We start from the raw sequence: 19043 nt of genomic DNA on the forward strand, positions 1-19043 counted from the left end.
CGGCGATCCGCCATTACAGCCGCCACCGGACAGAGGCCACCGGGGAGACACTGGACTGATTATCCCTGATAGAGTAAGCGTTTGTTGCCAAGTTGCGTGTCATGCAGAGGGGACCGCCCCGGTTGGGGCAGCCCTCTTTTTTTTGGCCCCTTAGTCCAGCCCTCACCGGAGCGATAACCCCAGGAGTGCTGCCCAGGCTAAAGGGCCTTTGGCCTGGGCAGCTTCAGATTCGTTGCCGCTACCTGAGTTTGATAAATTCAGCTGATACGCGGCCCTTTTGATAACCGGGGGGGGCGAAGACGTAGGAAGCCCAGTTGGGTGAGGTCGCCGGGGGAAGGGGGGGCGCTATGACCAGTTCGCTGCCTAACTGATTACTGGGCTGGGTGGCGTCTGTTTCCAGCGTCAGGTAGTAGCCCTGAGGCCTGGTAAGCACGTACACATTCTCATAGGTCGTGTCCCGGGCAGGCGAGTAGAAGCCGTTAGCTGGCGCTTGCACCTTGACGCGCACCCGGTCAGGGGAAAGCCGCTCAATGTCAACCGTGATCGTCCTGCCATTGATGGGGTAGGCCTTCACCGTAGGGATTCGCGCTATATCGGCTGTATAGGTGCCTGCAATAACCTGGGCGGCATCGGAGGCGGGTAGTGGTTGACTAACTGGCGCATCATGTTTACAGGCGGCACATAGGGTGATGCCCAACAGGATTAGTTGCGTTTTCATCTTGCTTGAGGTTTAAACAAGGGATACTACTTCTTTTTCTTACGCGCGTTGTGCCAGGCTGTCGTTTACCATAAGCCGTATGGCACTGGAACCGCTGCAATCAGCCAGTGAACTGACCTGTGAAGCGCCTGGATCGGGCTATGCGTACCGGGGCACCCTGCCTGTCTGTACAGACTAAACGATTGGATGACTAGCCCTGGCGTCATCCGCATTTTTAGGTGGCTCTCAAGTGGTTTACGCCAAAAAGAGAGTACTGCTGATAACGTAAAATGAAGCCTGACCTGGCCTTTGTGGTCTAGTTCTTATCCAGTGGGTTGACCAGCTAGAGACCAGAATCGATCATGCTCACTGACGCAGTCTCTTGTCGCTGTTAATGAGTGAGCCCTGTCCTGACCAGTTGAGAAGGGGTTATAACCGCTGCAATATCCTTGTGACGGCATAGCTAGCGGGCATGTTTTCCAGGCAAACCAGGCCGGATAAGACCTCAGATACCCTACCGGGCAGCGGCAGTTGCATCCCCTTTCCCGGCCCTGTATGATCCGGTGAGTACCCAGTTGAAAGACAACCCCTGATTCCTGTTCATTAAACGATAGACTTCCGCCTGTGGTTTGGCTACCTTGCCGCCTCATTGGTATGTAGACAAACCGGTGAGCTCCCAGATGGCCCTCAAACGATACAAGGCGAATAGAAAAGGGGGCTTCAGGCTTATCATCCTGCTGTTTCTGCTGGTTGGCTCGGGCGTAGTGGCCAGTGATCCAGCCACCTTCCTAGGCAGGCCCCTGTTGCTTTTGCCACTGCTGGGGCCAATCGCCCTGCTGCTATGGATGTACGCCAACACCCACTACGAGCTGGAGCAGACCACGCTTCGTTACCAATCCGGCTTTGTGCGGGGACAGCTGGAGGTCTGGCGCATTAACCAGGTGCAGGTGGGGGTAACTCAGTGGACGGGTGTCAAGCCCGCCCTGGCCGGGGGCGGCCTGCTGATCACCTATAACCGCTACGATGAGATCTACCTGGCTCCGGCGGATAATGAAGCGCTGCTAGCGGATCTGCTGGCCATCAACCCCGCCATCCTGGTGAAACGGTAAGCCGATCAACCTGGGCCCGGTAGGTTGCCGGCAGGTAGGCCCACAAAAAAGCAGACTACCAGGGCTAGTCCGCTTTCCATTCTTATCCCATCACTAAGAGGGCGGACGCCCTCTTAGTGATGGGATAAAGATACAACAAAAGGAATCAACTGACTTGCGGTCAGGACTGGTCATCTCTGCCCGCAGGCGGGTTCACCCGGCGCCTGGTGCCCGGCTGTAGGCCCTTGGCTGGGCGCTGAGCAGGGTAACCAAGCCTGATTAAACGTTGATTAATTTTGGTTAAGTTGAATTACTAGCTCACACCGTAACTGGTTTAAGTACTAGTTTTGAGTATCATTACAGTTGAATACACAATCACAAACCCCTACCTCCCCTGAGATAGGGGTTTTTCGTGAAGGGCCGGTTGCGTGAGGGTCCTCAAACAAGCGGATAGTGCCGCCGTAAAGGGGACTGAGCTCCAGGGTCAGTGGGTCTCAGTCCCGTCTATCAGGCCACTGATTAATTGGCTCCAAACAAGCCCAGATACTGTCTGGTTATGAGTATGCATATATTATAAAGGTTTATATGATGGTAAGTCAGAAAGCATTGGCGCTCTAAGCACCAATGCTTTTTTGTTGGCTGCCCTACTAGCCGGGTAATAGACCAGCTTTACGACGTTGGTCGTCCAGTGGTAAAACCAGTTAAGGTTGGGTCAACGGCTACCCACTCATGTAACCGTTGCTCCGTAGCTTAGTAACTACAATTGGCTGAATGTCGCCCGCCCAGCGCCGCTCTGCCCGCTGGGGGTGAGTGGCTGAAAAGGGGGTCAAACAAGGCCTTTTTAGCCCCTTGAAGCGGCGTTTTGTCGGCCCCGCCAGCGGACGTGTTTCTCAGATAAATCAGGTCAGTGCTGGATCTTCCCACCTTTCTTACCTGAAAATAGATCAACTAACTCATTATAAACCCACTAAGCTAAAATTTTTCGCTCACGTTGGGCCAAATCCATGAACTGACCCCGCCACGCACTACCTCTTCATTACAATTGTAATGCACTTTTCCGGTGATATATGACCCGGTGGTTACATAGCAAGAGTAAGCACCTGAACCGTTCGCTCACCCCTTCAGTAGTGACCGGTTTGCAAACGAGGTAAAGGACTCCGGCAAGGGTTCTCCAGCCTACTTGACCAAGTTGTCCATGGTTTGGGTAGCGGCCTTGCCCCTGGATAGTCTGTGTCATCCGAAGGCCGAGACAGGGTTACTACAATTTCGGCTGTGGCTACGCTGCTGCTTTTAGGACTTTAGTGATTGTAAGGGGGCAGAGGGCAAGCTACCAAAACGACGTCTGACCAGAAAGCGATGCATAACCAGTAGTGCTCGCTGGCTTTCGTACCCCTTACGCACCGGCTGAAGCGGCCCTTTTCCGGGGAATAGAAGTCGCTGACTGGTCGCTACTCAGCCAGGTAGGGAGGCCTAACCAATAAGCTACCCTCACTGTGCTAAGCCGGTACTTGGTCAATCGAGGCTGGCTCCGCGTGGGACTCGTGGTTACCCTGACGGCGCTGGTTAGCCATTACCGGATACGCCTTCAGCCGGGCACGCATAATCGAGCCCAGCGGCCGATGCGCCTCCATACTGTGGGCAATACTAAAGGACAACGCCTCAATATAATGTTGCCGGGCCTCAGAGTAAGCCTCCTGTTTAGGCAGGCGAATGCGCGCTACCGGCAGATAAGGACTATCAGCCTCGCTCCATTCCTGGCTGGCGTCTTCAATGGGCATTTTTTCCAGATCCGTGCAGAGTTGAATGCGCACCTCAAACTCGGCATCGTTCTCCCGCAGGTAGCCTACGGTGGCTGTCCTTAAGGCGTCAGGATCCTTATCGCCATCCACCTCAACGCCCTCCTGAGCCAAGTCCTTTTGAGCGGCCGATACGGGCACGACGGCTAGCTTGGCTACGTAGTCACCATAGCGCAGGGGGGCCTGGCTGTAATAAGCTTCGGCCAGGGGATGAATGCGGGAGTCACCAAAAAAATCGAGCTTAGCACTCTCTGCACCCACGGCCTTAAGGGCCTGATTGGTTAGCCGGGAAACAGTCGATACCGCTTCTTTAAGGCCCGTGGGAAACTGGGGGGCGTGTTCCATCAGCCGGTGTTGCAGCAAAAATGCCTTGGCATCGGGCATGGGGAAGTAAGTGGTCCCCGAGTCCAGGACAAAATCCTGGGTCGTTTGTCCCTGATGGCCAGCGATCATCGGCCCCTCAACGCCCAATACTTTAAAGGCGAAGCCGCGCTGGGTATTAACCGCGTCCGTGATTATTTCACCGGGTACGTTTGCCAGCCGCGCGATGAGGGGATACGTAGCCGCTTTGGCAAACAAGCCCTGGGCCAGGGGCTCGGGCAAATCAGCCATAACCGTCAACTCGCCCGTAGCCAGCCCGTGGCTCTTTCCGTGGGAAACCCGGACGTTACGTCCATAGATTTCCCGGGTGCGTTCACTCAGGCGACGCATAGAGGCGATAATATCATTAATCACCTGGATTTCGTCTTCAGCAGGCGTTTCAATAGCAGGACTGTAGGGAACGTACTGGGTTTGCATAAGGTAAAAGGTTTAGTCGTTTTTGCCTGCAACTACTCAGGCAGGCTGATTCGTGTTTTTTGTTCCAGCATTTTGTGAGGGAATGCGCACCGAAGTTTGCCAGGCAAAGCCGATGGTTCGCCAAACAAGGATCGAATTGAGCCTATAGCCCAGGCGATAATAGTCATCAGGCCTCTTCGTAAACGACAGGCCTGCAGCTAGGCCAACCTGATTTGACGTGCCAGCTAGACGCAGCGTTTGGCACGAACTTACTTCGTTTCGTCTTTTTTACTTGGCTTGAACGCGTCCGTTCTTACTGCCTTATAAACGCCGGTCATCTGTAACGCTTCGGCTAATTAGTCAGATAGATAGCTCGCTGAATCCTTCCCTCCTACCTGCGAAATAACCTGCCCACGGCGGCAGCTACCAAAATTCCAATCGCCGCCCTGGCGCCTTTGCTCTTTGGAATAGGCCCGGTCAAAGCGGGCGTGTTGCTTTTCTTTACAGAAGTTGGCGGTGCAGTCTTGACTGGCGCAGCAGCTGGCGGTGCTAATTGGGCAGCTTCAGGAAGTAAAGCTGTTTGCTCTTCGAACGCCTGTTGAGTTAGTACACCTGATTCGTTGAGCTTGCTTGGGGGGTCGAGCCTGGCGAGTAGACCATTATTCATGTAAGTAAAAAAGCACATACACGGCTACGTCTATGGTCGTAGGTGCTCTTTTTTAGCAAACATAGATTGTCAAGCAGGTGGCGAGGGGTAGTGTGCAAACCGGCAGTAAAGAGCACTAGACTACCCCATCTAACTCGACAGCTCGTATAGGAAGCACCTTTTACAGGCTGTCCTCAACCACCTAAATGCTTATTGGGAATCCATCCCATGATTATGCCGCCAACGGCGGGAGCTAGTAAATTCGTGTTTTTGTCATGAAGTACTACTCAGGGCCGGAATCAAGGATGGGTCCGGCCCACTTAATCACCTCTTTATGCTTACTGTTGACGAATTGATTGAGCAGATCCATCGGCTGACTACCGACAAGCAAATACCCGCTGTTCAGGCGCAAGTCGACGCCTTTTTAAAAACTACTCCCCTAGAGGCTGATGTCACCCGGCTAAAAGAAACCCTTGGCAAAAAACTGATCAAGCTGGGGGAGCAGGCTAGAGCGGAGTCCAGGGACAGCTTATACCTCAACGGAGTCCATTATTTCCTGGGTGACTGGCTCACGCCAAGTCAATACAGTAAACGGTTTGACATTAGAAACTTATCCACGATATACTCCTGGATCAGGAGCGGGACTATACCTGCCAGTAACATACTGTACGTGGAGCAGTTGGGGATACGGCTGATCAAAGCCGTTGACTACAGGTATACCTAGTAAGCAGTTCAACGCCGCTTTAGTACTAACCTGTTCTTAGAAATACGGCAATCAATTGACCCTGAACCTGTTATTACCCGCACCTTCTTTAATTGATCATGGTGCACCGGACGCGACAGGCCCAATTTCTGCGCCGCCGCACTACTGGGCTACATCCGCCAGAAGATGAACGTATCCAATACCTTATTAATAAAAAATTGACTACAAACTAATTAGGTTACCTTTCACTAATTAGCGTAAGATTGATCGAGACCCCATGAATAAGGGGTCCGAACCGATCTTCGTTCTTGCCACTCAGGCCGCTCTCTATGGCGTAGGTGTTTATCTGGTGGGTGATGCGCCCTGGGTAAAGCCGCTTAGGGCGTTTTTATCGATTATCCCGGCTTAAGGGGCCTTCCCTGCTACGCTACCGGCCCGTTCCAGCTATAGGTAGGCAAAGACTTATCCGACTATTTCATCTTGGCTGCTACCCTTATAGGTAGCTATTCCCACCTACCCTATGGACTGCTGTATTGTTTACTTCAGCCAGGCTATCGAGCCCTTTAAGCCTCAACTCACTCCTTTACTTGAACAGAGTCGGCGCTGGAATGCCGAGTGGAACGTTACCGGCGCGCTGCTCTACGTGCGGGGCAACATCATGCAGGTGTTAGAAGGAGAGCAACAAGTGGTCGAAAGCCTCTTCCAGCGGATTAAGGCTGCCCCCCGCCACTGGCAAGTCGAGCACATTTTGACCAGGCCCATCACTGAGCGCTTATTTGTTGGGTAGAGCATGGGGTACGAGACTGTCAGCCACTCCCAACTGGAGGAAATACGGGCTGCTTTTCCCTTAGACGCAGGTAGGCTTATGGCTGCGGAGGAACCATTGGTGCTGCGCATACTTCGTACCTTCTACAAAACCAACCGCTACAATCAGGCGCTCTCCCCCACTCGTCTGCAGTAACCTCACTTTAGTAGGCCTGTTTTTAATCGAACGCTCAGGGGAAAGGTTGTCCAGGTATGGCAAGACTTCCCATTGAGCCAACCGAGCCCTGTAATCAGTCCGATCGGTCTTATGAACAGCAGTGGCAGGAGCATCTGGCTTACGAGACAAGGACTCGATTAGCCCTGGAGGAGCAGCAAAAAGGAGAAAAAGCGCAGGCCTATCTTTACGAGATCAACCTGGCCGGTCGGGCGCTACTCACCAGTCGACACCATTAAGAACGCAAGGCGTTGCTGCACCAGCACCGGGCTACGCGCATAGCCCTACGCAAAAGCCATGATCAGGGAGAGTAAGGAATGTCTACTACCTAGTAGATCAGCTGTAGTGCTGCTTGGGCCGGTTGACTTTGCCATCTACCAGCCAGACGTAGTCGCATCCGGGTAGCGGTCTTGTTCCCTTGTCAACTGCCGTGCTAAGAACGCTTTATTCGCTTACCTTACTATTAACCAGCTACATAGCTAGGAGAAGTACTGAGGGGTGTTACTTTAACACAAGATATCTCCTGAAGCATAATCACGCGCATCGGCTTGCTTACCGATTGTTACGTCTGACTGCGGATGAAGCGCCCTAAACTGAGATCCCTGCTCTTTCAGTACACCTTTAAGCACCGCTCCGGTTTACCCCCAGCGGTTGACACCACTGGTCCTGCGCAGCGTCAACCGCTAGGTCAAGCGTTACGTACTTGGCCAGCTTCACCCCTTTGCTGACCTCTGATTTGTAATTGCGGGGAATTCCCGACGCCTTGACGATCGGGAGCACACCCGCCTCTTTGATCTCCTGATGGTAGCGGATGCCAAAGAGGTTTACCATGACAACCAGCTCCTTTTGGGGGGCTTGCTGATAGATCTCCGTTAGCAACTGGCCTAATCGCTGGGCTTTTCTGTCCATGTGGGTAACTTGATACGTGTATTGTATACTGATGCGCAAATAAGAAAGAGTCACTGGCCGAAGGGGGCTGTTTGTCTGCTAGCCTGATCAGCGGCAACAACACAGGGCTCCGTCCTGGCCAGGCAACTTCGCCGCTGGCCACAGTGTCTAAACGGCCTTTCAGCCCGCTTTATCCCTTTCCGTAAGTGCACTATCTTAGCAGGTATGGTTGCCCGTTAACAATCCGTTACCTGCCGCCCGCCGCGCTAGCCTGATGCGATCACATCAGGTGTCTTGGCTGCTGGATTTGGTGCCATAGCCCTCACCAAGCGGAGCTTCTTAACGTGCTGCAACCGAGCTCATGCGGCCTGAAGGTTTCCGTTAGCGGTGAGCGCACACCGAGCTTAACTCTTTAAAGAGCCAGCTAGTCCGCTAAGCACGGGACAGGTAGTAGGTTAGTCGCCCTGGCTCCTTTGCCTTGCTAGACTGGTGACAACCCAGCCAACTCAAGGGATGAAAACGTATTTCGCCGCTGGTCTGTGGCTGCTGGCCCTAGCCTGGCTCTGCGCCTCGTGCAGCTTCTTTAAGCTCATTGACAGTGTCAGTAGCCTGAAGCTACCCGTATCCTGTCAGAATTATGTGCCCCAGAAGTATCGGTTTGGCTCCTATCCCATTGAGGTCAAGGCCAGCAAACCCACCCTGCACCCTGGCGATACGATTCGCCTGAATCTTCGCCTTAGTCAGGCCTTTTATGATTCGCTATCTAGTCAATATACCAGCGTAACCGGCCAGGTGGCCCTCTTTGTCAGATTGACTACAGTAGCTTCTCAAAGCACTAGTAACCCCTTTGCCATCGACACAACGATTTACAAGGTGTTTGACCAGCATTTCAGCACCCGGATGCTGGTGGGCACCCGGACAACGCCCTACACCTTTGACTGCGTCCAGGTCAATGGCTACTGGGAGTTGGCCATCGAGTACATTGCACTCAAAAAAGGCACCTATATGATGGACGCTGCTTTCAGATCCATCAAGACGGGCGAGCCTGATCTGCCCCCTGGTCAATGCATGCTGGGCAACGCCGAAACCTTCGGGGCCAAGACCAGCTTTCGCTCGGTCAACAATCAGCTGCTGCGCATTTATCCACTTAGTCCCTATGCGCCTGGGGCGTATTTTGGCTTCATCGTGGAGTGATTGCGGGCTGCATTCCTCTGGGGTAAAGAGTCCATTCTAGCACAACCTAATAGAGCTACGCCCCCTGAATCAGCCTGTCTGAGCCTATGGCTAGCGGGCAGCGCCTGAGGCTCAGACAGGTGAGGACTAATTGATTATTTGGTGGGCAGGTGCTAGGTTTATAGTCACCAACTCGCCTGCTCTCAATCGCACACCTTCCCATGGAGTACACCATTATCACGTCTCATTCGCCCAATCACCAGCAACTGGCGGTGGCGATTCTACACTGGTGTCGGCATCACCCCCAGATGCCGCCTATCCCGCCGCCCCAGCGTAGTCCGCCCGATCAGCGCGACGACCTGGGACCAGTCAGACCCCTCTTCAGGCCAGGCCAGCGGGGCCCGGCCCACAGACCACCGGCGCGCCCAAACCCTGACCAGCCCAGGGCCAGCTCCGGGCCAGAGTATGTGGTTGACGCCGATACCAGGATTCGCCAACTAGGGGACGCGGGGGGCCAGGAGCAGCATTTCTTTCACTACTACACCAATAGATTGCTCGTTGTTAATCTGAGCGGTCACCCTCAGCTCTACTGGCGTACGATCACCACGGATCCTGGCCTGAGCGGCCGGGAGGGGGCCTTGCTGGGTACCGAGAGCTTTCCCCGGGGTACGGTGGGGTACGGGGTACATGCCAGCATTAGCCTGATCCGCTCCACACTGGGTGATGTTGGGCAGGCCCGGATAGGGGCCTTCTTTACCCAGCCCCAGGTTCAGCGGCTGCTGGCCCGGCCCGATACGGCCGAGAACAATCGGCGGGTAGCCGAACTGGAGTATCAGTACTGGCAGGGGGTCAGGCATAATTCCTCCTGGGGGGATTGGGTGGGAGGTACCCTGGGCAGTCAGTTCAACCCCTCCTTTCGTACCTACTTCCCCATGTACGTTACGGGCCCTACCCGGCACGCTTATGATTATACCCGGGATGAGCTGATAGACCCCGTCACCGGCTACGTCACCAGTAAGCTAAACAGCCTCAGTGACTTTGCCACCAGGCGGCTGCAACAACTCCGGGAGCGGTTTCCCGGTTTATAAATTGGGCGTGTTCTGATCCGCCAGCAGCTAGCGTAGATTGGCGTACTCCTCTTTGGCTAACAGATCAATGACTCCTTTGGCACTCCCTTAATTTCACTTGAGCGTAACTGCCGTATGATTGAACTGGAAGACCTTTTGCTTAGGCCATTCATTAAAAACTGCCAGACGATCCCATTTCCCGACCAAAGTAAGCTACGTGGCTACGGCGTGGCTACGGCCATCGAGCAGCAGTTGAACCAGGTACTGAAGATGAGGGAAGAGTTAGATCCGCTGCTTGTGGAGGCGCTGGCGTAGATAAAGCAATTTGTTCCCTTTACAGAGAACCGGCTTGTCTGACGCTGGCCGGTTTATTACGTTACGGCGAGATCGATTTATAACCAGACTAGCTTGAAGGAAAATCGATAAGTTCGATACTTATCAGCGCAAAGAGCAGCCGGGTCTCTCTCTGGCGGCTGCGGAATTATGTTATTCTACCGATCAATACCTCATCGTTTCGCAAGCTTGCGTTCTCCACGATGCTGGGTACAGTTGTAGGCCTACCAGTGCCAAGCAGCTAAACGAATAGGCCTAGTTGGTATCAAAACAAGTGAACCATCCAGGCCAAAGACACTGTTGGCAAACCAATCGCTCTAGTAGCTTCTAAAATTGCGCTTTGATCCATATCCCAAGCAACCAATCGTTGCAACGTGCCGAGTTAGTCCTTCGACTAGAAGGGGACGGTAACTACACCAATATACATTGCCTCCACCGGCTCAAGCCCCTGCTGATCAGTAGAACGTTGCTGTATTTCCAGCGGCAACTACCGGACTTTCTTCGGGTCAGTAAGTCCACGTTGGTTAATCCTGCTTACGTCGTTCGACTAGCCAAAAAGGGGACAGTGGCCTATGTTTACCTGAGGGATGACACCATGGTACTGGTGTCTCGTCGGCGCGTAGCTGAAACGGTGTCTGCGCTCACCAAGCTAGGCTTCTCAGTCGAGAAGCTACCTAAGTAAGAAGGCGGCTTTGTCAGAGGTGCCCATACACTAGCTGGGCTCTTCTCGTTGACTGGACTGTAAAATGCGCGCCAATCTGATGCAATTATTACCCGACAGCCAATACGTCGCTTTTGGTCGCCTATGGATCCGTTTTCGCTTAAAAGAGCAGCGAATCGGATCGCACACTTGAGGCCGTAGGCAAGAAGCCTGGTGACTGATTCATGGGTCTGGCGAGTCTCATTGTCAGCGTATTTGCGAGATAAACCCAGGCAATTGGTAGCCGAACGAAGCCTAATCATGGCGGCGAGATCTGACCCCTATAAAAAGGAAGTTGAAGCCGAACTTGTATAACTTCAGCCTGATTTCTTTCCGGCGTAGCTGCCTCAAGGAGAAGGCCAGCCTACTGGCTGGGCACAAGAAGCATACCGCCTTCTTTATCAATAAGGGCAAATCCTTCGCTGTAGCGCTGAACTTTCATCCGGCTAGCCGCCCCGGCGGCTAACTTAATAGCTAATGAATCCTCGCCAAGATGCCAGGCGAAATCCAGTGCCTGAGCCCGCCCCCGTTTGGTGAGGCGCAACTGTCCAGTAGTATCGTTAAAGGTGATCTCACTTTTTGTTTCTACCATGGACTTGTCACCTAACAGACTAATGCCACTGGTGCTGATAACGGCGTTGAATGTCTTCCCCCTAAAGTCTGACTCGTCGATTAGTTGTCTCTCCTCGGTAGTTGAGCAGCTTGTCACTACTGCGCAAACAGCAGCAAGCTGCAGCCAGGTCATTACTCTTATCATCGTGGATGTTTGCCGTTGACTCTTTAGTGTCGCTACGCAATGGGCAGACAAAGTTAAGTTGACAGAGCGTTTACTTATCATGCTCCTCTTGTTTCAGCTCTATTAGTTCACCGGCTTACCGTTAGACCCCTATTTCACGGTACCAACCTGCCAATAGCCTGCGTCTGCTCGTTGATCAGATCCGCTCGGGCATTGACAGGCTGGTCATCTAGCAACGCACATGGCTCGGTAGGCGTTTGTTCCCTGTTTTGCCAGGCCATTTCCTCCAGCCTGAAGCGATCAGTCCGTTTCAGACAACCCCTTGCTGTATATTAAGCCCTAGAAGCTCTATTTTTGAGCAGAATTAAATACCGCTACGTTGTCATGCCAAGCCTTACCTGTAGAACGAAATCACTAGTAGTAGTAGCCTTGCTGGTGTGCCTAGCAGGCCGGGCGCGAACGACGCAACCAATAAGCGCTGAACAAAAAAAGTTTCTCTCTACCTATCAGTCACTAAGTAGTGCCAAGCAAGACCGGTATAGGTATGGTCTTTGTTAGAGTACTACACTAGCCAGTCAGTAGACCACCTTGATGCCTATTTCCCGCAGTAAACCATTGCCACGTCCTGAGTTAATTATTCGCCTGGAAGCGGATGGGTGTTACACCACTATTTATTACAAAAACCAGGCTAGGCCAGCGCTGATCAGTAGAACTTTACTGTATTTCCAGCGCGAGTTACCCCATTTCTTACGCGTCAATAGGTCTGCCCTCATCAATCCCGCTTACGTTGTTACCGTGGTCAGAGAAGACAAAAAACGCTATGTCCGCTTGACTGATGAGACGCTGTTTTTGATCGCTCGTCGGCGCGCCGAGGAGACGATGGCCACCCTTAAGACACTGAGCCATTCAGATAGCTACCTTACTCAGGCAGTTTGACGCAGTTGCAGCGTCATGTCAAGGAGCTTCTCAACGACGAGGCGTTCTTGAAGGCCTACGAGCATTCCCACCAGAATTTGCTGGGCAAGTGCCTCAGTGAAGGCATGGCCGATTTTGTGGCCGAATTAATCCTGGGCCAGCCCCTGGCCAGGCTTTCCCCCAGTGGTTATCTGGCCTTTGGAGCCAGCCACGAACAGCGCATCTGGGCGGAGTTCACCAGGGAGATGAACCAGCCCTTCAACTGGAATAAGGGCTGGTTGTACAATGAGCGCATTGTGGAGGGCAAGGCTATGCGTGACCTAGGTTACTTTATAGGCTACCAGATTTGCCGCCAAAGCCACCGACAAAAAGCGGGCCTTAACGTTCATGATCGAGCTGAATTTGACGGATCAGAACGCCAGGCAGTTTCTGGCCGCCTCTGGCTACAGAGGCAGGGGATTGAAGTAGCCAGACGTGTACGCTCTGATAGACCTACCGGTGTAACGTACTCCCCTGCGCCCGCTTACTGATTGAACCAGGAACCAGCTATGACTGTCTCTGCCTGATCAGGGCGTAGCCGCAATCTATTCTGTTTAGAGGCTGGTGTGCCTGCATCGTGCCCTAAGCGCACTCGCCTCCCATCGATCAATAGCCCGCAAGAACCACGGTAGGCTACCGATTTTTGTTGGCTCGTTCCAAACCATTACGGATGTTTTCGTGGACCGTATAGGTGGCTTCCTGCAGGGCGGGCCCCGTAATGGTAAACTGCTGCCCATTGGCGCTGGTGGCCACCGTGATCTCGCGCGCAGCAGGACTTGAGATGACCCGAAAGTGATCGATGCCACTTTCGGGTGCCTAGGCGGGCGTACGGTAACCGATGCGCTCGAGCACCTCGTAGGGGTAGCGCCGCATCAACTCGTAGCCCTTGGCCGTACAACTACCCGGCGCTTGAATGCTCATCGAGAACTGGGCCTTAAGCTTTTGGATAATGGCATCCATCTGGGGCCGGTTGTCTTTCTGATCCTGAGGGCTGCCTGACTTGAGCGCCTCCAGATCGCCCAGTCCCTGGCGCTTGGCGTACTCGGTCACGTAACGGCACCAGTAGTTCATAGTGCCCAGGCCCGAGTCATTCTCGGTGTTGGCCGGGTCGCTGAACTTGGTCCAACAGCTAGATGAGAGCTTAAAGGTGAAGCAGTGCTGAATCAGTTGGCTGTAGAGGTAAGAATGCTGACTAAAAGCCTGCTCAACCAGCTCAGCCTTGCCTGCTTTGTCGGCCGGACTCTCCGGGGCAAAACTGGTGGGTTGAGCCTGGGCGGAGACCATGGCCAGGAAACTAAACAGTAATAGGGTGAAACGGCCTATCCTCATTTGACAAGAAGACATTATTGACGGTACACTGGGCCTAAAAGTAGGTCAGGCCCGTTTGCCGTAGCTGGTCAATCCCGCTTTTCTTTTACAAAGGTCTACTTCGTTTCACCAGCAGCCGGTTTGTCGCAGGGCCTCACTAGGGTATCAGCGACCCTTAAAAGTAGCAGGTTAAGTCTGGGTTACCAGTAGTAGCGTGCGATCAGGCAAAGGACTCACCTAGCCTTTATTGCCTCTCAATCCCTACGGCTAGGCCCACCATGCAACAGAGATGATCCAGCCAAGCACAGCGGCTAGAGCTAACATGACCAAGATAAGGGACGTTGACATAATGACCCGCTGCTGAGTAGCGGGCAAGGGGTCAGACGGCGCTCCTAAAGCAGGGGTGTGGGTGAGCAGAAGATGTTCGACCTCTTCCCAGTCCTCTTTCTTAATGGCCTCATCCAGCTCAGCCTGCCAAGGTTTGGGCCTGCCAGACTGGGGGGACGGCTGAACCCGGGACCAGGTATACTGACAATGCTGGCAGCGAATGCCCAGGATGTCTTCCAGTGGAATACCAACGGCCAGCCAGCCGTCCAGGGGCAGGGGATCAGGAAGCGGAACGACCTTTCGCCGGATAGACAGACGCGTTGACTGACAGACAGGACACGGAGGGGCAGGGCTCATAGCACGACTTAAACAAACCTGCTTGGTCAGGCCATTTGGGCAAAGGTAGCCATCAACTACCCGTTAGCGCCCCCTTTAGCCTATGGCTTATCAACAGGCCCCATATCAGGCTAACGACCAAGTGAAAGGCGACTAATGCTCGAGAAGCTTCTTTTTCTGGGCCTTAAATTCGGCCTACGAGATGGTTCCCGCTGCCAGCTGCGCCTTTAGCTTGATCAATTCATCGGCCACCACTACGGGCAAAGCCGGAGAGGCCTGGGCCGAAGGACGGTACTTAACCGGTGGAAGCAATTCCCCGGTTTTGATGGCGGGCTCTATAGCCAGCTGGTAACTATGACCACCCGCCGCAAAGAGGCCATACAGGGTTGATTCACCAGCCTGATTGGCCACTATGGTCAGCTCATCGACAATGATTTTTTTACCCGAGTAATCAGCCGCCAGGGGCGTCGCTTTGGCGCGGTCTTTAGAACCCAAAGGTCCTTGATAGGTGTAAGCAAAAGTCTTATCGGGTCTGCCCCCCCCGGTCAAGCTGCAGCGTATCGCCTTTACAGATAACCCATGCAGGCATAAGCGTCTGATAGCCATTGGCTAGCTGAGCAGTTAGGGCTTTCCCATACTGGCTAACTTACCCGCTTGTCAGCGGTTTTGAGTCTACTGACTGGGCCTGAACCAAGCGGGCATCTAGGCCCAGCAGTAATACGACCAGGATCTTCGTAGCAGGTGTAGGTAAGGTCAGAACCGGCAGTAGTGCGCTTGAATGTGATCTTCGATTAAATGTGTTCTTGGCTGGCTAGGTCATAACCAGGTGCGGGGCTAGTCGCCGCTCACACCTTTAGGAACCCGAGTGGGACTAAAATGTTGGCTACCCATCCGCTGGTAGGACTACCTGCCACTGCCCAGTCAGCCTCGCTTGTGGAGAGTGGCATCACCAGGCCAAAGCGGTTAGCAGACCTGCCTGATCCGCGCCAGTCAGTTGCCCCGAAGGACTACTTTAGGAAGGGAAGCAATTGAAGGAACTGACTCATGGTCAGAATCGTCGTCTGCCGATGCGTACCCAACACCAGCAAGTCCTGATCACCGGTAATCAAAAAGTCCGCCTGGCACGCCTGGCAGATGGCCAGCAGGTAATCGTCGTCGCCATCCCGACTAATGGTCTCCACCGGCCCGATCACCGTTTTTTGCATGAAAGCCAATACCAGAGCACTGAAGCGGCTTACCTGGTGCTTGTTGATGATCTTGGCGAATTTCTTGCGGCTCATCACCCCGTCCACCTCAGCCAGCAGCTCGGCCGAGTAAAACACCTGTAGATGGGCATTCTTCAGAATCTGGCGAAACAGGATCGCCCGTGAGTTTTTGTTGATGCAGGCTGATATGAACCAATTGGCATCAATGACCAAGTTGATTTTTTTTCTTTTGGGCATGCCGGTAGGCCTTTATCTCTTTTTGGATATCCTGGGTGGAGAGCTCCGCATCCGGCAGAGCGCCGTCCAGCTCCTCAAACAGCTGGTCGGCCATCTTAAGCTGTATGGTTCGGGCGACGATCAAACGCTCACCCAGCGGTAGGGCCTCAAAAGCCCGGATCACTTCTGTCTGCGTCATGGTGTACTTGATTAATAGACTTGCTGACTCTTTATTAAGCCGGGCAAGTTAGGATGAAAACTAGTTGGATAGACACTGCTCATCGCATAGCCAAGGCAGCTATACGATCGATTATCCATACGTTATCGATACAACCTGCCAAGCAGTGGAGCTCTCTATCAAAAAATGCCCGGGAAAGCTAACGCAGAATGCTATTAGTAAAATGCTAATTATTTACTAAATAATGCAATTTTATAACTAAGTTTTTAGTTGTCGCGCCCCTTGCCACCCCTTTTTCATTAGTATTTTCCACTGCGCTTTAGCAGTAATAAAGGTTTTTTTTATTAAAGGTTTTTTTTATAATAAAGGATTGCGCCACAAAATAGCAGTGCCGGATCGCCACAAAATAGCAGTGAATTGCGCCACAAAATAGCAGTGGATAAGAAGGTTAAGCCCTTGATAATCAACTCTTATCCACACAGCTATTTATAATTCACTGTTATTTTGTGGCGTTTTAATAGTTAAAGTACTGATAATTTGCGTTTTAGCTATAGGAGTTGCACTATGATGCAGCAATAAACCCTTGGTGCCTTTCTCTTCGATGCGGGCGTCTGTGTACAGGCTTTTAACCAATTTAAGCACTTTGATAAAATTGTCACGAAAGGCCCTAATACGGTCATAGTCACCACCAAACTGATCGTAAAGCGTCTTCCAGGCCAGAAATTGCGGCTTCCCATGTGGTATCCGGTGGAGCCGGTGGGCTAGAAACGTATAGAGGTCAAGTGCGGTGACATTGTTGGACAAAGCGGTCAAATGGCTTTTGGCCAGCGGCACGGCGTGTTCCATCAGGTTTTCAAAGTAATCCTGTGACAGCTTGATCTCGTTGGGCCATAACATTAGCTGGTCCGGTCGCTTCTCCGGGAACAGCGTAAAGCCACTAACGATCGGCATGTTGATATTCTCCTGCCCCTCATTACCGTCATATGTCATACGGATCACACACGATGCCAAGCGGCTGATCTGATCGCGTACGGCATTGACCTGGCTGCCGCCCTCGCTAAAGCCCATGTAAGCGTTAAACTCAGTCAGGTTATCCGCTGGCATAGGGATAACCCTGTTTTGCGTTTTGAGGGCAACTGTGTTGAGTGTGGCCAGGATTATGCGTGCCTTTACACCATACGGCAAACCCAGATAGGTTGTTTCGTGCGTAACGGGGTTCCTGACCGGCATGGGCATTACGTACACCGAGAACTTGCCATTCTCCTGCTCCCATATCTCGTTAAGCGGCAACTTGGGGTCACGGCGTGGTAAAAAGACATGGGCAAACACGGATGACTGGAACAACATATCTCTGTCATCTGGCTCCTCCTGGAATGCCTCGTAAATTAACTTGCTCCGCCGTTTAGCAACGGGAGAAAGGTCAGTTGACTTTTTGACCAGCTTAGGAGTATCCGCAATAGGGTCTTGCTTTTTATCAGTCATCGGGATGGGAATAAATTCGGTTGACAAGGAATAAAATCACTCTTATCACTCCTCTGCACTATCCCTCTGCAGCTTCTCCAATACTGCCTCGACAACCCAGTCCCGCAAGCTGATGCCCATCTTTGGGCTTCCAATCTTCCTTGGCCGACGTGACCTGAGCGCGTCGATCTGACGAATTATTCCTTCGTTCAGGCGGGCACTGACATGACGGATCGTCTCAGGATCAACGTCGTTTTCGGGCGATTTAACCAGCTTGGGCACATCGCCGCCTTTGCCAATCATGGCCTCTATTTCTGCCTCAGTGGGCTTAGTCTTAGGCCGGGGTGGTAACGTAACTGCCATGGGTGATTTCGTTAAAAAGTGCTTCAATTTCGGCGACAGCTTTGGGGTCAGGTTGCTCCATCTCGAAAACGGCCAGACCAATGGCCGCCGAATTGGCGAAAGCCTTACGGTTGGTCAACGGATGAGGCAAAAATTTGAGCTGCTGATACTCAGCTAAAGCGTCACTGACCTGACGGTTATCCAGTGATCGGGTGTCTGCCCGATTGATGAAGGAATAAGCCTCCATCGGCGTTGGCCGCATGGATTGAACCTCATCGACTAAATCAGCCAATCTTGGAACAGTCCATAGATCATAAGCACGGGGATTAAACGGGGTTACGAACACATCGCAGACGTACATAGCCGCCCGTTGACTAGTTGTATCCCGTCCACCTGTGTCAATAACGATGTGGTCATACTTAGGCCGTAGTGATTCAACTTGTTTGCGAACGTGCGACCCATTGATCTGTACTAATGTGTAACCGGTGCTACCTCTAGTCTCTTCCCTGTAGGCGCTGAAGTCTGAGGCACTGGCCTGATCATCAGCATCGACCAGCAAGGTTTCTGCTCCCTGCAAAACCAGCCAGGCAGCCAGATTAGTAGCAATGGTCGTTTTACCGACGCCACCTTTTTGAGATCCCACTACAATTACAGCCATTTCGTGATCTAATTTAGAATGCGCAATAACATTATAAATTGGATGCAAAACAAGAGGCAGAAGTGAACACGGAACTGGAACAGTTCAGCATGCAGAAGTGAACACGTAATCGTATCCAAATCAGCATTCAATTTTGAATCCATTTTTAAATTTAAAATTGAATGCTGATTTGGATACGATTACGTGTTCAATTCTGCATGCTGAACCAGCGTTGCATAGGCAAGTCAAAGCTGATTTACTATCCTTTAATCAATTATAACATTTTAAAAACGGACGTTCTTAATACGTTATAGAGTACCATACCCTGCCAAGAACTACTCAAAGTGCGCAGTAAACGACCGGTTAAGACAGGTAAAAAGTTTCAAGACCAGGTAAAGCTGTCGCTGGTGTAACTTGACGGTAACCTTTTAAAGCCCCAGGCCAGTATGCAAAGCGTTTTGCCCGATAACCCCCACGCGCACGTCAATCAACCAGA

General features: G+C 52.5%; 23 protein-coding genes. 11 read left to right on the forward strand and 12 right to left on the reverse strand.

Translation table 11 applies throughout. From position 1 onward, the window contains the following. Positions 1–238: 238 nt before the first annotated feature. Complete coding sequence (locus J2I46_RS31635) at positions 239–718, reverse strand: hypothetical protein (RefSeq protein WP_207333119.1); 480 nt, start codon at positions 716–718, stop codon at positions 239–241. Between the two features lie 659 nt (positions 719–1377). Here J2I46_RS31635 and J2I46_RS31640 point away from each other — a divergent pair. Next, a complete protein-coding gene (locus tag J2I46_RS31640; RefSeq protein ID WP_207333120.1) occupies positions 1378–1806 on the forward strand; it encodes a PH domain-containing protein in 429 nt (142 codons plus the stop codon). Positions 1807–3281: 1475 nt separating this feature from the next. Here the strand turns inward: J2I46_RS31640 and J2I46_RS31645 are convergent. Next, positions 3282–4379: a catalase family protein gene (locus tag J2I46_RS31645; RefSeq protein ID WP_207333121.1), complete on the reverse strand. Its 1098-nt coding sequence runs from the start codon at positions 4377–4379 to the stop codon at positions 3282–3284. 959 nt (positions 4380–5338) lie between these two features. Between J2I46_RS31645 and J2I46_RS31650 the strand changes: the two genes are divergently transcribed. The 4 genes from J2I46_RS31650 (at position 5339) to J2I46_RS31660 (ending at position 6925) form a co-directional block, all read left to right on the forward strand. Further along, positions 5339–5728 carry a hypothetical protein gene (locus tag J2I46_RS31650; RefSeq protein WP_207333122.1) on the forward strand — a complete coding sequence of 130 codons (390 nt, stop codon included), beginning with the start codon at positions 5339–5341 and terminating at the stop codon, positions 5726–5728. Positions 5729–5984: 256 nt separating this feature from the next. After that, positions 5985–6116 carry a hypothetical protein gene (locus J2I46_RS33250; protein WP_262898078.1) on the forward strand — a complete coding sequence of 44 codons (132 nt, stop codon included), beginning with the start codon at positions 5985–5987 and terminating at the stop codon, positions 6114–6116. 111 nt (positions 6117–6227) lie between these two features. Then, the gene (locus tag J2I46_RS31655; RefSeq protein WP_207333123.1) at positions 6228–6494 is read left to right on the forward strand and encodes a BLUF domain-containing protein; all 267 of its coding nucleotides are present in this window, start codon (positions 6228–6230) and stop codon (positions 6492–6494) included. A 230-nt stretch (positions 6495–6724) separates the two neighbouring features. Beyond that, positions 6725–6925 carry a hypothetical protein gene (locus tag J2I46_RS31660; protein ID WP_207333124.1) on the forward strand — a complete coding sequence of 67 codons (201 nt, stop codon included), beginning with the start codon at positions 6725–6727 and terminating at the stop codon, positions 6923–6925. Between the two features lie 382 nt (positions 6926–7307). Here J2I46_RS31660 and J2I46_RS31665 read toward each other — a convergent pair whose 3' ends face one another. Then, positions 7308–7595: an HTH-like domain-containing protein gene (locus J2I46_RS31665; protein ID WP_207333125.1), complete on the reverse strand. Its 288-nt coding sequence runs from the start codon at positions 7593–7595 to the stop codon at positions 7308–7310. Between the two features lie 492 nt (positions 7596–8087). On the opposite strand from J2I46_RS31665, the gene J2I46_RS31670 reads away from it, so the two are divergent. From J2I46_RS31670 to J2I46_RS31685, 4 genes are all read left to right on the forward strand, one after another. Continuing rightward, positions 8088–8768 carry a hypothetical protein gene (locus J2I46_RS31670; RefSeq protein ID WP_207333126.1) on the forward strand — a complete coding sequence of 227 codons (681 nt, stop codon included), beginning with the start codon at positions 8088–8090 and terminating at the stop codon, positions 8766–8768. A 200-nt stretch (positions 8769–8968) separates the two neighbouring features. Further along, entirely contained in the window at positions 8969–9835 is an 867-nt protein-coding gene (locus tag J2I46_RS31675) for a hypothetical protein (protein ID WP_207333127.1), read from the forward strand. A 114-nt stretch (positions 9836–9949) separates the two neighbouring features. Continuing rightward, positions 9950–10129: a hypothetical protein gene (locus J2I46_RS31680; protein ID WP_207333128.1), complete on the forward strand. Its 180-nt coding sequence runs from the start codon at positions 9950–9952 to the stop codon at positions 10127–10129. 358 nt (positions 10130–10487) lie between these two features. Further along, positions 10488–10829 (forward strand): LytTR family DNA-binding domain-containing protein, encoded by a 342-nt coding sequence (locus tag J2I46_RS31685; RefSeq protein WP_207333129.1) that lies wholly within the window; start codon positions 10488–10490, stop codon positions 10827–10829. Between the two features lie 382 nt (positions 10830–11211). Here J2I46_RS31685 and J2I46_RS31690 read toward each other — a convergent pair whose 3' ends face one another. Beyond that, the gene (locus J2I46_RS31690; protein ID WP_207333130.1) at positions 11212–11604 is read right to left on the reverse strand and encodes a hypothetical protein; all 393 of its coding nucleotides are present in this window, start codon (positions 11602–11604) and stop codon (positions 11212–11214) included. A gap of 570 nt (positions 11605–12174) precedes the next feature. Here J2I46_RS31690 and J2I46_RS31695 point away from each other — a divergent pair. Together J2I46_RS31695 and J2I46_RS31700 are read left to right on the forward strand one after the other, a co-directional pair. Next, entirely contained in the window at positions 12175–12519 is a 345-nt protein-coding gene (locus J2I46_RS31695; protein WP_207333131.1) for a LytTR family DNA-binding domain-containing protein, read from the forward strand. After that, positions 12516–13028: a hypothetical protein gene (locus tag J2I46_RS31700; RefSeq protein WP_207333132.1), complete on the forward strand. Its 513-nt coding sequence runs from the start codon at positions 12516–12518 to the stop codon at positions 13026–13028. The genes J2I46_RS31695 and J2I46_RS31700 overlap by 4 nt, the downstream gene beginning before the upstream one ends. A gap of 325 nt (positions 13029–13353) precedes the next feature. On the opposite strand, the gene J2I46_RS31705 is transcribed toward J2I46_RS31700, so the two are convergent. From J2I46_RS31705 to J2I46_RS31740, 8 genes are all read right to left on the reverse strand, one after another. Further along, positions 13354–13821: a hypothetical protein gene (locus J2I46_RS31705; protein ID WP_207333133.1), complete on the reverse strand. Its 468-nt coding sequence runs from the start codon at positions 13819–13821 to the stop codon at positions 13354–13356. Between the two features lie 291 nt (positions 13822–14112). After that, positions 14113–14529: a hypothetical protein gene (locus J2I46_RS31710; RefSeq protein ID WP_207333134.1), complete on the reverse strand. Its 417-nt coding sequence runs from the start codon at positions 14527–14529 to the stop codon at positions 14113–14115. A 174-nt stretch (positions 14530–14703) separates the two neighbouring features. Next, on the reverse strand, positions 14704–15003 hold the full coding sequence (locus tag J2I46_RS31715) for a hypothetical protein (RefSeq protein WP_207333135.1): 300 nt from the start codon (positions 15001–15003) through the stop codon (positions 14704–14706). A 512-nt stretch (positions 15004–15515) separates the two neighbouring features. Beyond that, positions 15516–15950, reverse strand: coding sequence for a putative toxin-antitoxin system toxin component, PIN family (locus J2I46_RS31720; RefSeq protein WP_207333136.1), 435 nt, complete (start codon positions 15948–15950; stop codon positions 15516–15518). After that, complete coding sequence (locus tag J2I46_RS31725) at positions 15916–16128, reverse strand: hypothetical protein (RefSeq protein WP_207333137.1); 213 nt, start codon at positions 16126–16128, stop codon at positions 15916–15918. Before J2I46_RS31725 ends, J2I46_RS31720 begins: the two co-directional genes overlap by 35 nt. 465 nt (positions 16129–16593) lie before the next feature. Beyond that, the gene (locus tag J2I46_RS31730; protein ID WP_207333138.1) at positions 16594–17589 is read right to left on the reverse strand and encodes a replication protein RepA; all 996 of its coding nucleotides are present in this window, start codon (positions 17587–17589) and stop codon (positions 16594–16596) included. A gap of 45 nt (positions 17590–17634) precedes the next feature. Further along, positions 17635–17931, reverse strand: a complete 297-nt coding sequence (locus J2I46_RS31735; RefSeq protein ID WP_207333139.1) for a hypothetical protein — start codon at positions 17929–17931, stop codon at positions 17635–17637. Continuing rightward, entirely contained in the window at positions 17903–18568 is a 666-nt protein-coding gene (locus tag J2I46_RS31740) for an AAA family ATPase (protein WP_207333140.1), read from the reverse strand. Before J2I46_RS31740 ends, J2I46_RS31735 begins: the two co-directional genes overlap by 29 nt. Between the last annotated feature and the right edge of the window lie 475 nt (positions 18569–19043).

This window comes from Fibrella forsythiae (assembly GCF_017353175.1).
GTDB lineage: Bacteria > Bacteroidota > Bacteroidia > Cytophagales > Spirosomataceae > Fibrella > Fibrella forsythiae.

Coding starts and splice junctions, on each gene's coding strand:
- J2I46_RS31650 (WP_207333122.1), top strand. CDS start 5,339: ATGCTTACTGTTGACGAATTGATTGAGCAGATCCATCGGCTGACTACC.
- J2I46_RS31725 (WP_207333137.1), bottom strand. CDS start 16,128: ATGACGCAGACAGAAGTGATCCGGGCTTTTGAGGCCCTACCGCTGGGT.
- J2I46_RS31735 (WP_207333139.1), bottom strand. CDS start 17,931: ATGGCAGTTACGTTACCACCCCGGCCTAAGACTAAGCCCACTGAGGCA.
- J2I46_RS31740 (WP_207333140.1), bottom strand. CDS start 18,568: ATGGCTGTAATTGTAGTGGGATCTCAAAAAGGTGGCGTCGGTAAAACG.
- J2I46_RS31690 (WP_207333130.1), bottom strand. CDS start 11,604: ATGATAAGAGTAATGACCTGGCTGCAGCTTGCTGCTGTTTGCGCAGTA.
- J2I46_RS31705 (WP_207333133.1), bottom strand. CDS start 13,821: ATGGTCTCCGCCCAGGCTCAACCCACCAGTTTTGCCCCGGAGAGTCCG.
- J2I46_RS31670 (WP_207333126.1), top strand. CDS start 8,088: ATGAAAACGTATTTCGCCGCTGGTCTGTGGCTGCTGGCCCTAGCCTGG.
- J2I46_RS31660 (WP_207333124.1), top strand. CDS start 6,725: ATGGCAAGACTTCCCATTGAGCCAACCGAGCCCTGTAATCAGTCCGAT.
- J2I46_RS33250 (WP_262898078.1), top strand. CDS start 5,985: ATGAATAAGGGGTCCGAACCGATCTTCGTTCTTGCCACTCAGGCCGCT.
- J2I46_RS31635 (WP_207333119.1), bottom strand. CDS start 718: ATGAAAACGCAACTAATCCTGTTGGGCATCACCCTATGTGCCGCCTGT.
- J2I46_RS31640 (WP_207333120.1), top strand. CDS start 1,378: ATGGCCCTCAAACGATACAAGGCGAATAGAAAAGGGGGCTTCAGGCTT.
- J2I46_RS31675 (WP_207333127.1), top strand. CDS start 8,969: ATGGAGTACACCATTATCACGTCTCATTCGCCCAATCACCAGCAACTG.
- J2I46_RS31720 (WP_207333136.1), bottom strand. CDS start 15,950: ATGCCCAAAAGAAAAAAAATCAACTTGGTCATTGATGCCAATTGGTTC.
- J2I46_RS31730 (WP_207333138.1), bottom strand. CDS start 17,589: ATGACTGATAAAAAGCAAGACCCTATTGCGGATACTCCTAAGCTGGTC.
- J2I46_RS31645 (WP_207333121.1), bottom strand. CDS start 4,379: ATGCAAACCCAGTACGTTCCCTACAGTCCTGCTATTGAAACGCCTGCT.
- J2I46_RS31710 (WP_207333134.1), bottom strand. CDS start 14,529: ATGAGCCCTGCCCCTCCGTGTCCTGTCTGTCAGTCAACGCGTCTGTCT.
- J2I46_RS31680 (WP_207333128.1), top strand. CDS start 9,950: ATGATTGAACTGGAAGACCTTTTGCTTAGGCCATTCATTAAAAACTGC.
- J2I46_RS31655 (WP_207333123.1), top strand. CDS start 6,228: ATGGACTGCTGTATTGTTTACTTCAGCCAGGCTATCGAGCCCTTTAAG.
- J2I46_RS31665 (WP_207333125.1), bottom strand. CDS start 7,595: ATGGACAGAAAAGCCCAGCGATTAGGCCAGTTGCTAACGGAGATCTAT.
- J2I46_RS31695 (WP_207333131.1), top strand. CDS start 12,175: ATGCCTATTTCCCGCAGTAAACCATTGCCACGTCCTGAGTTAATTATT.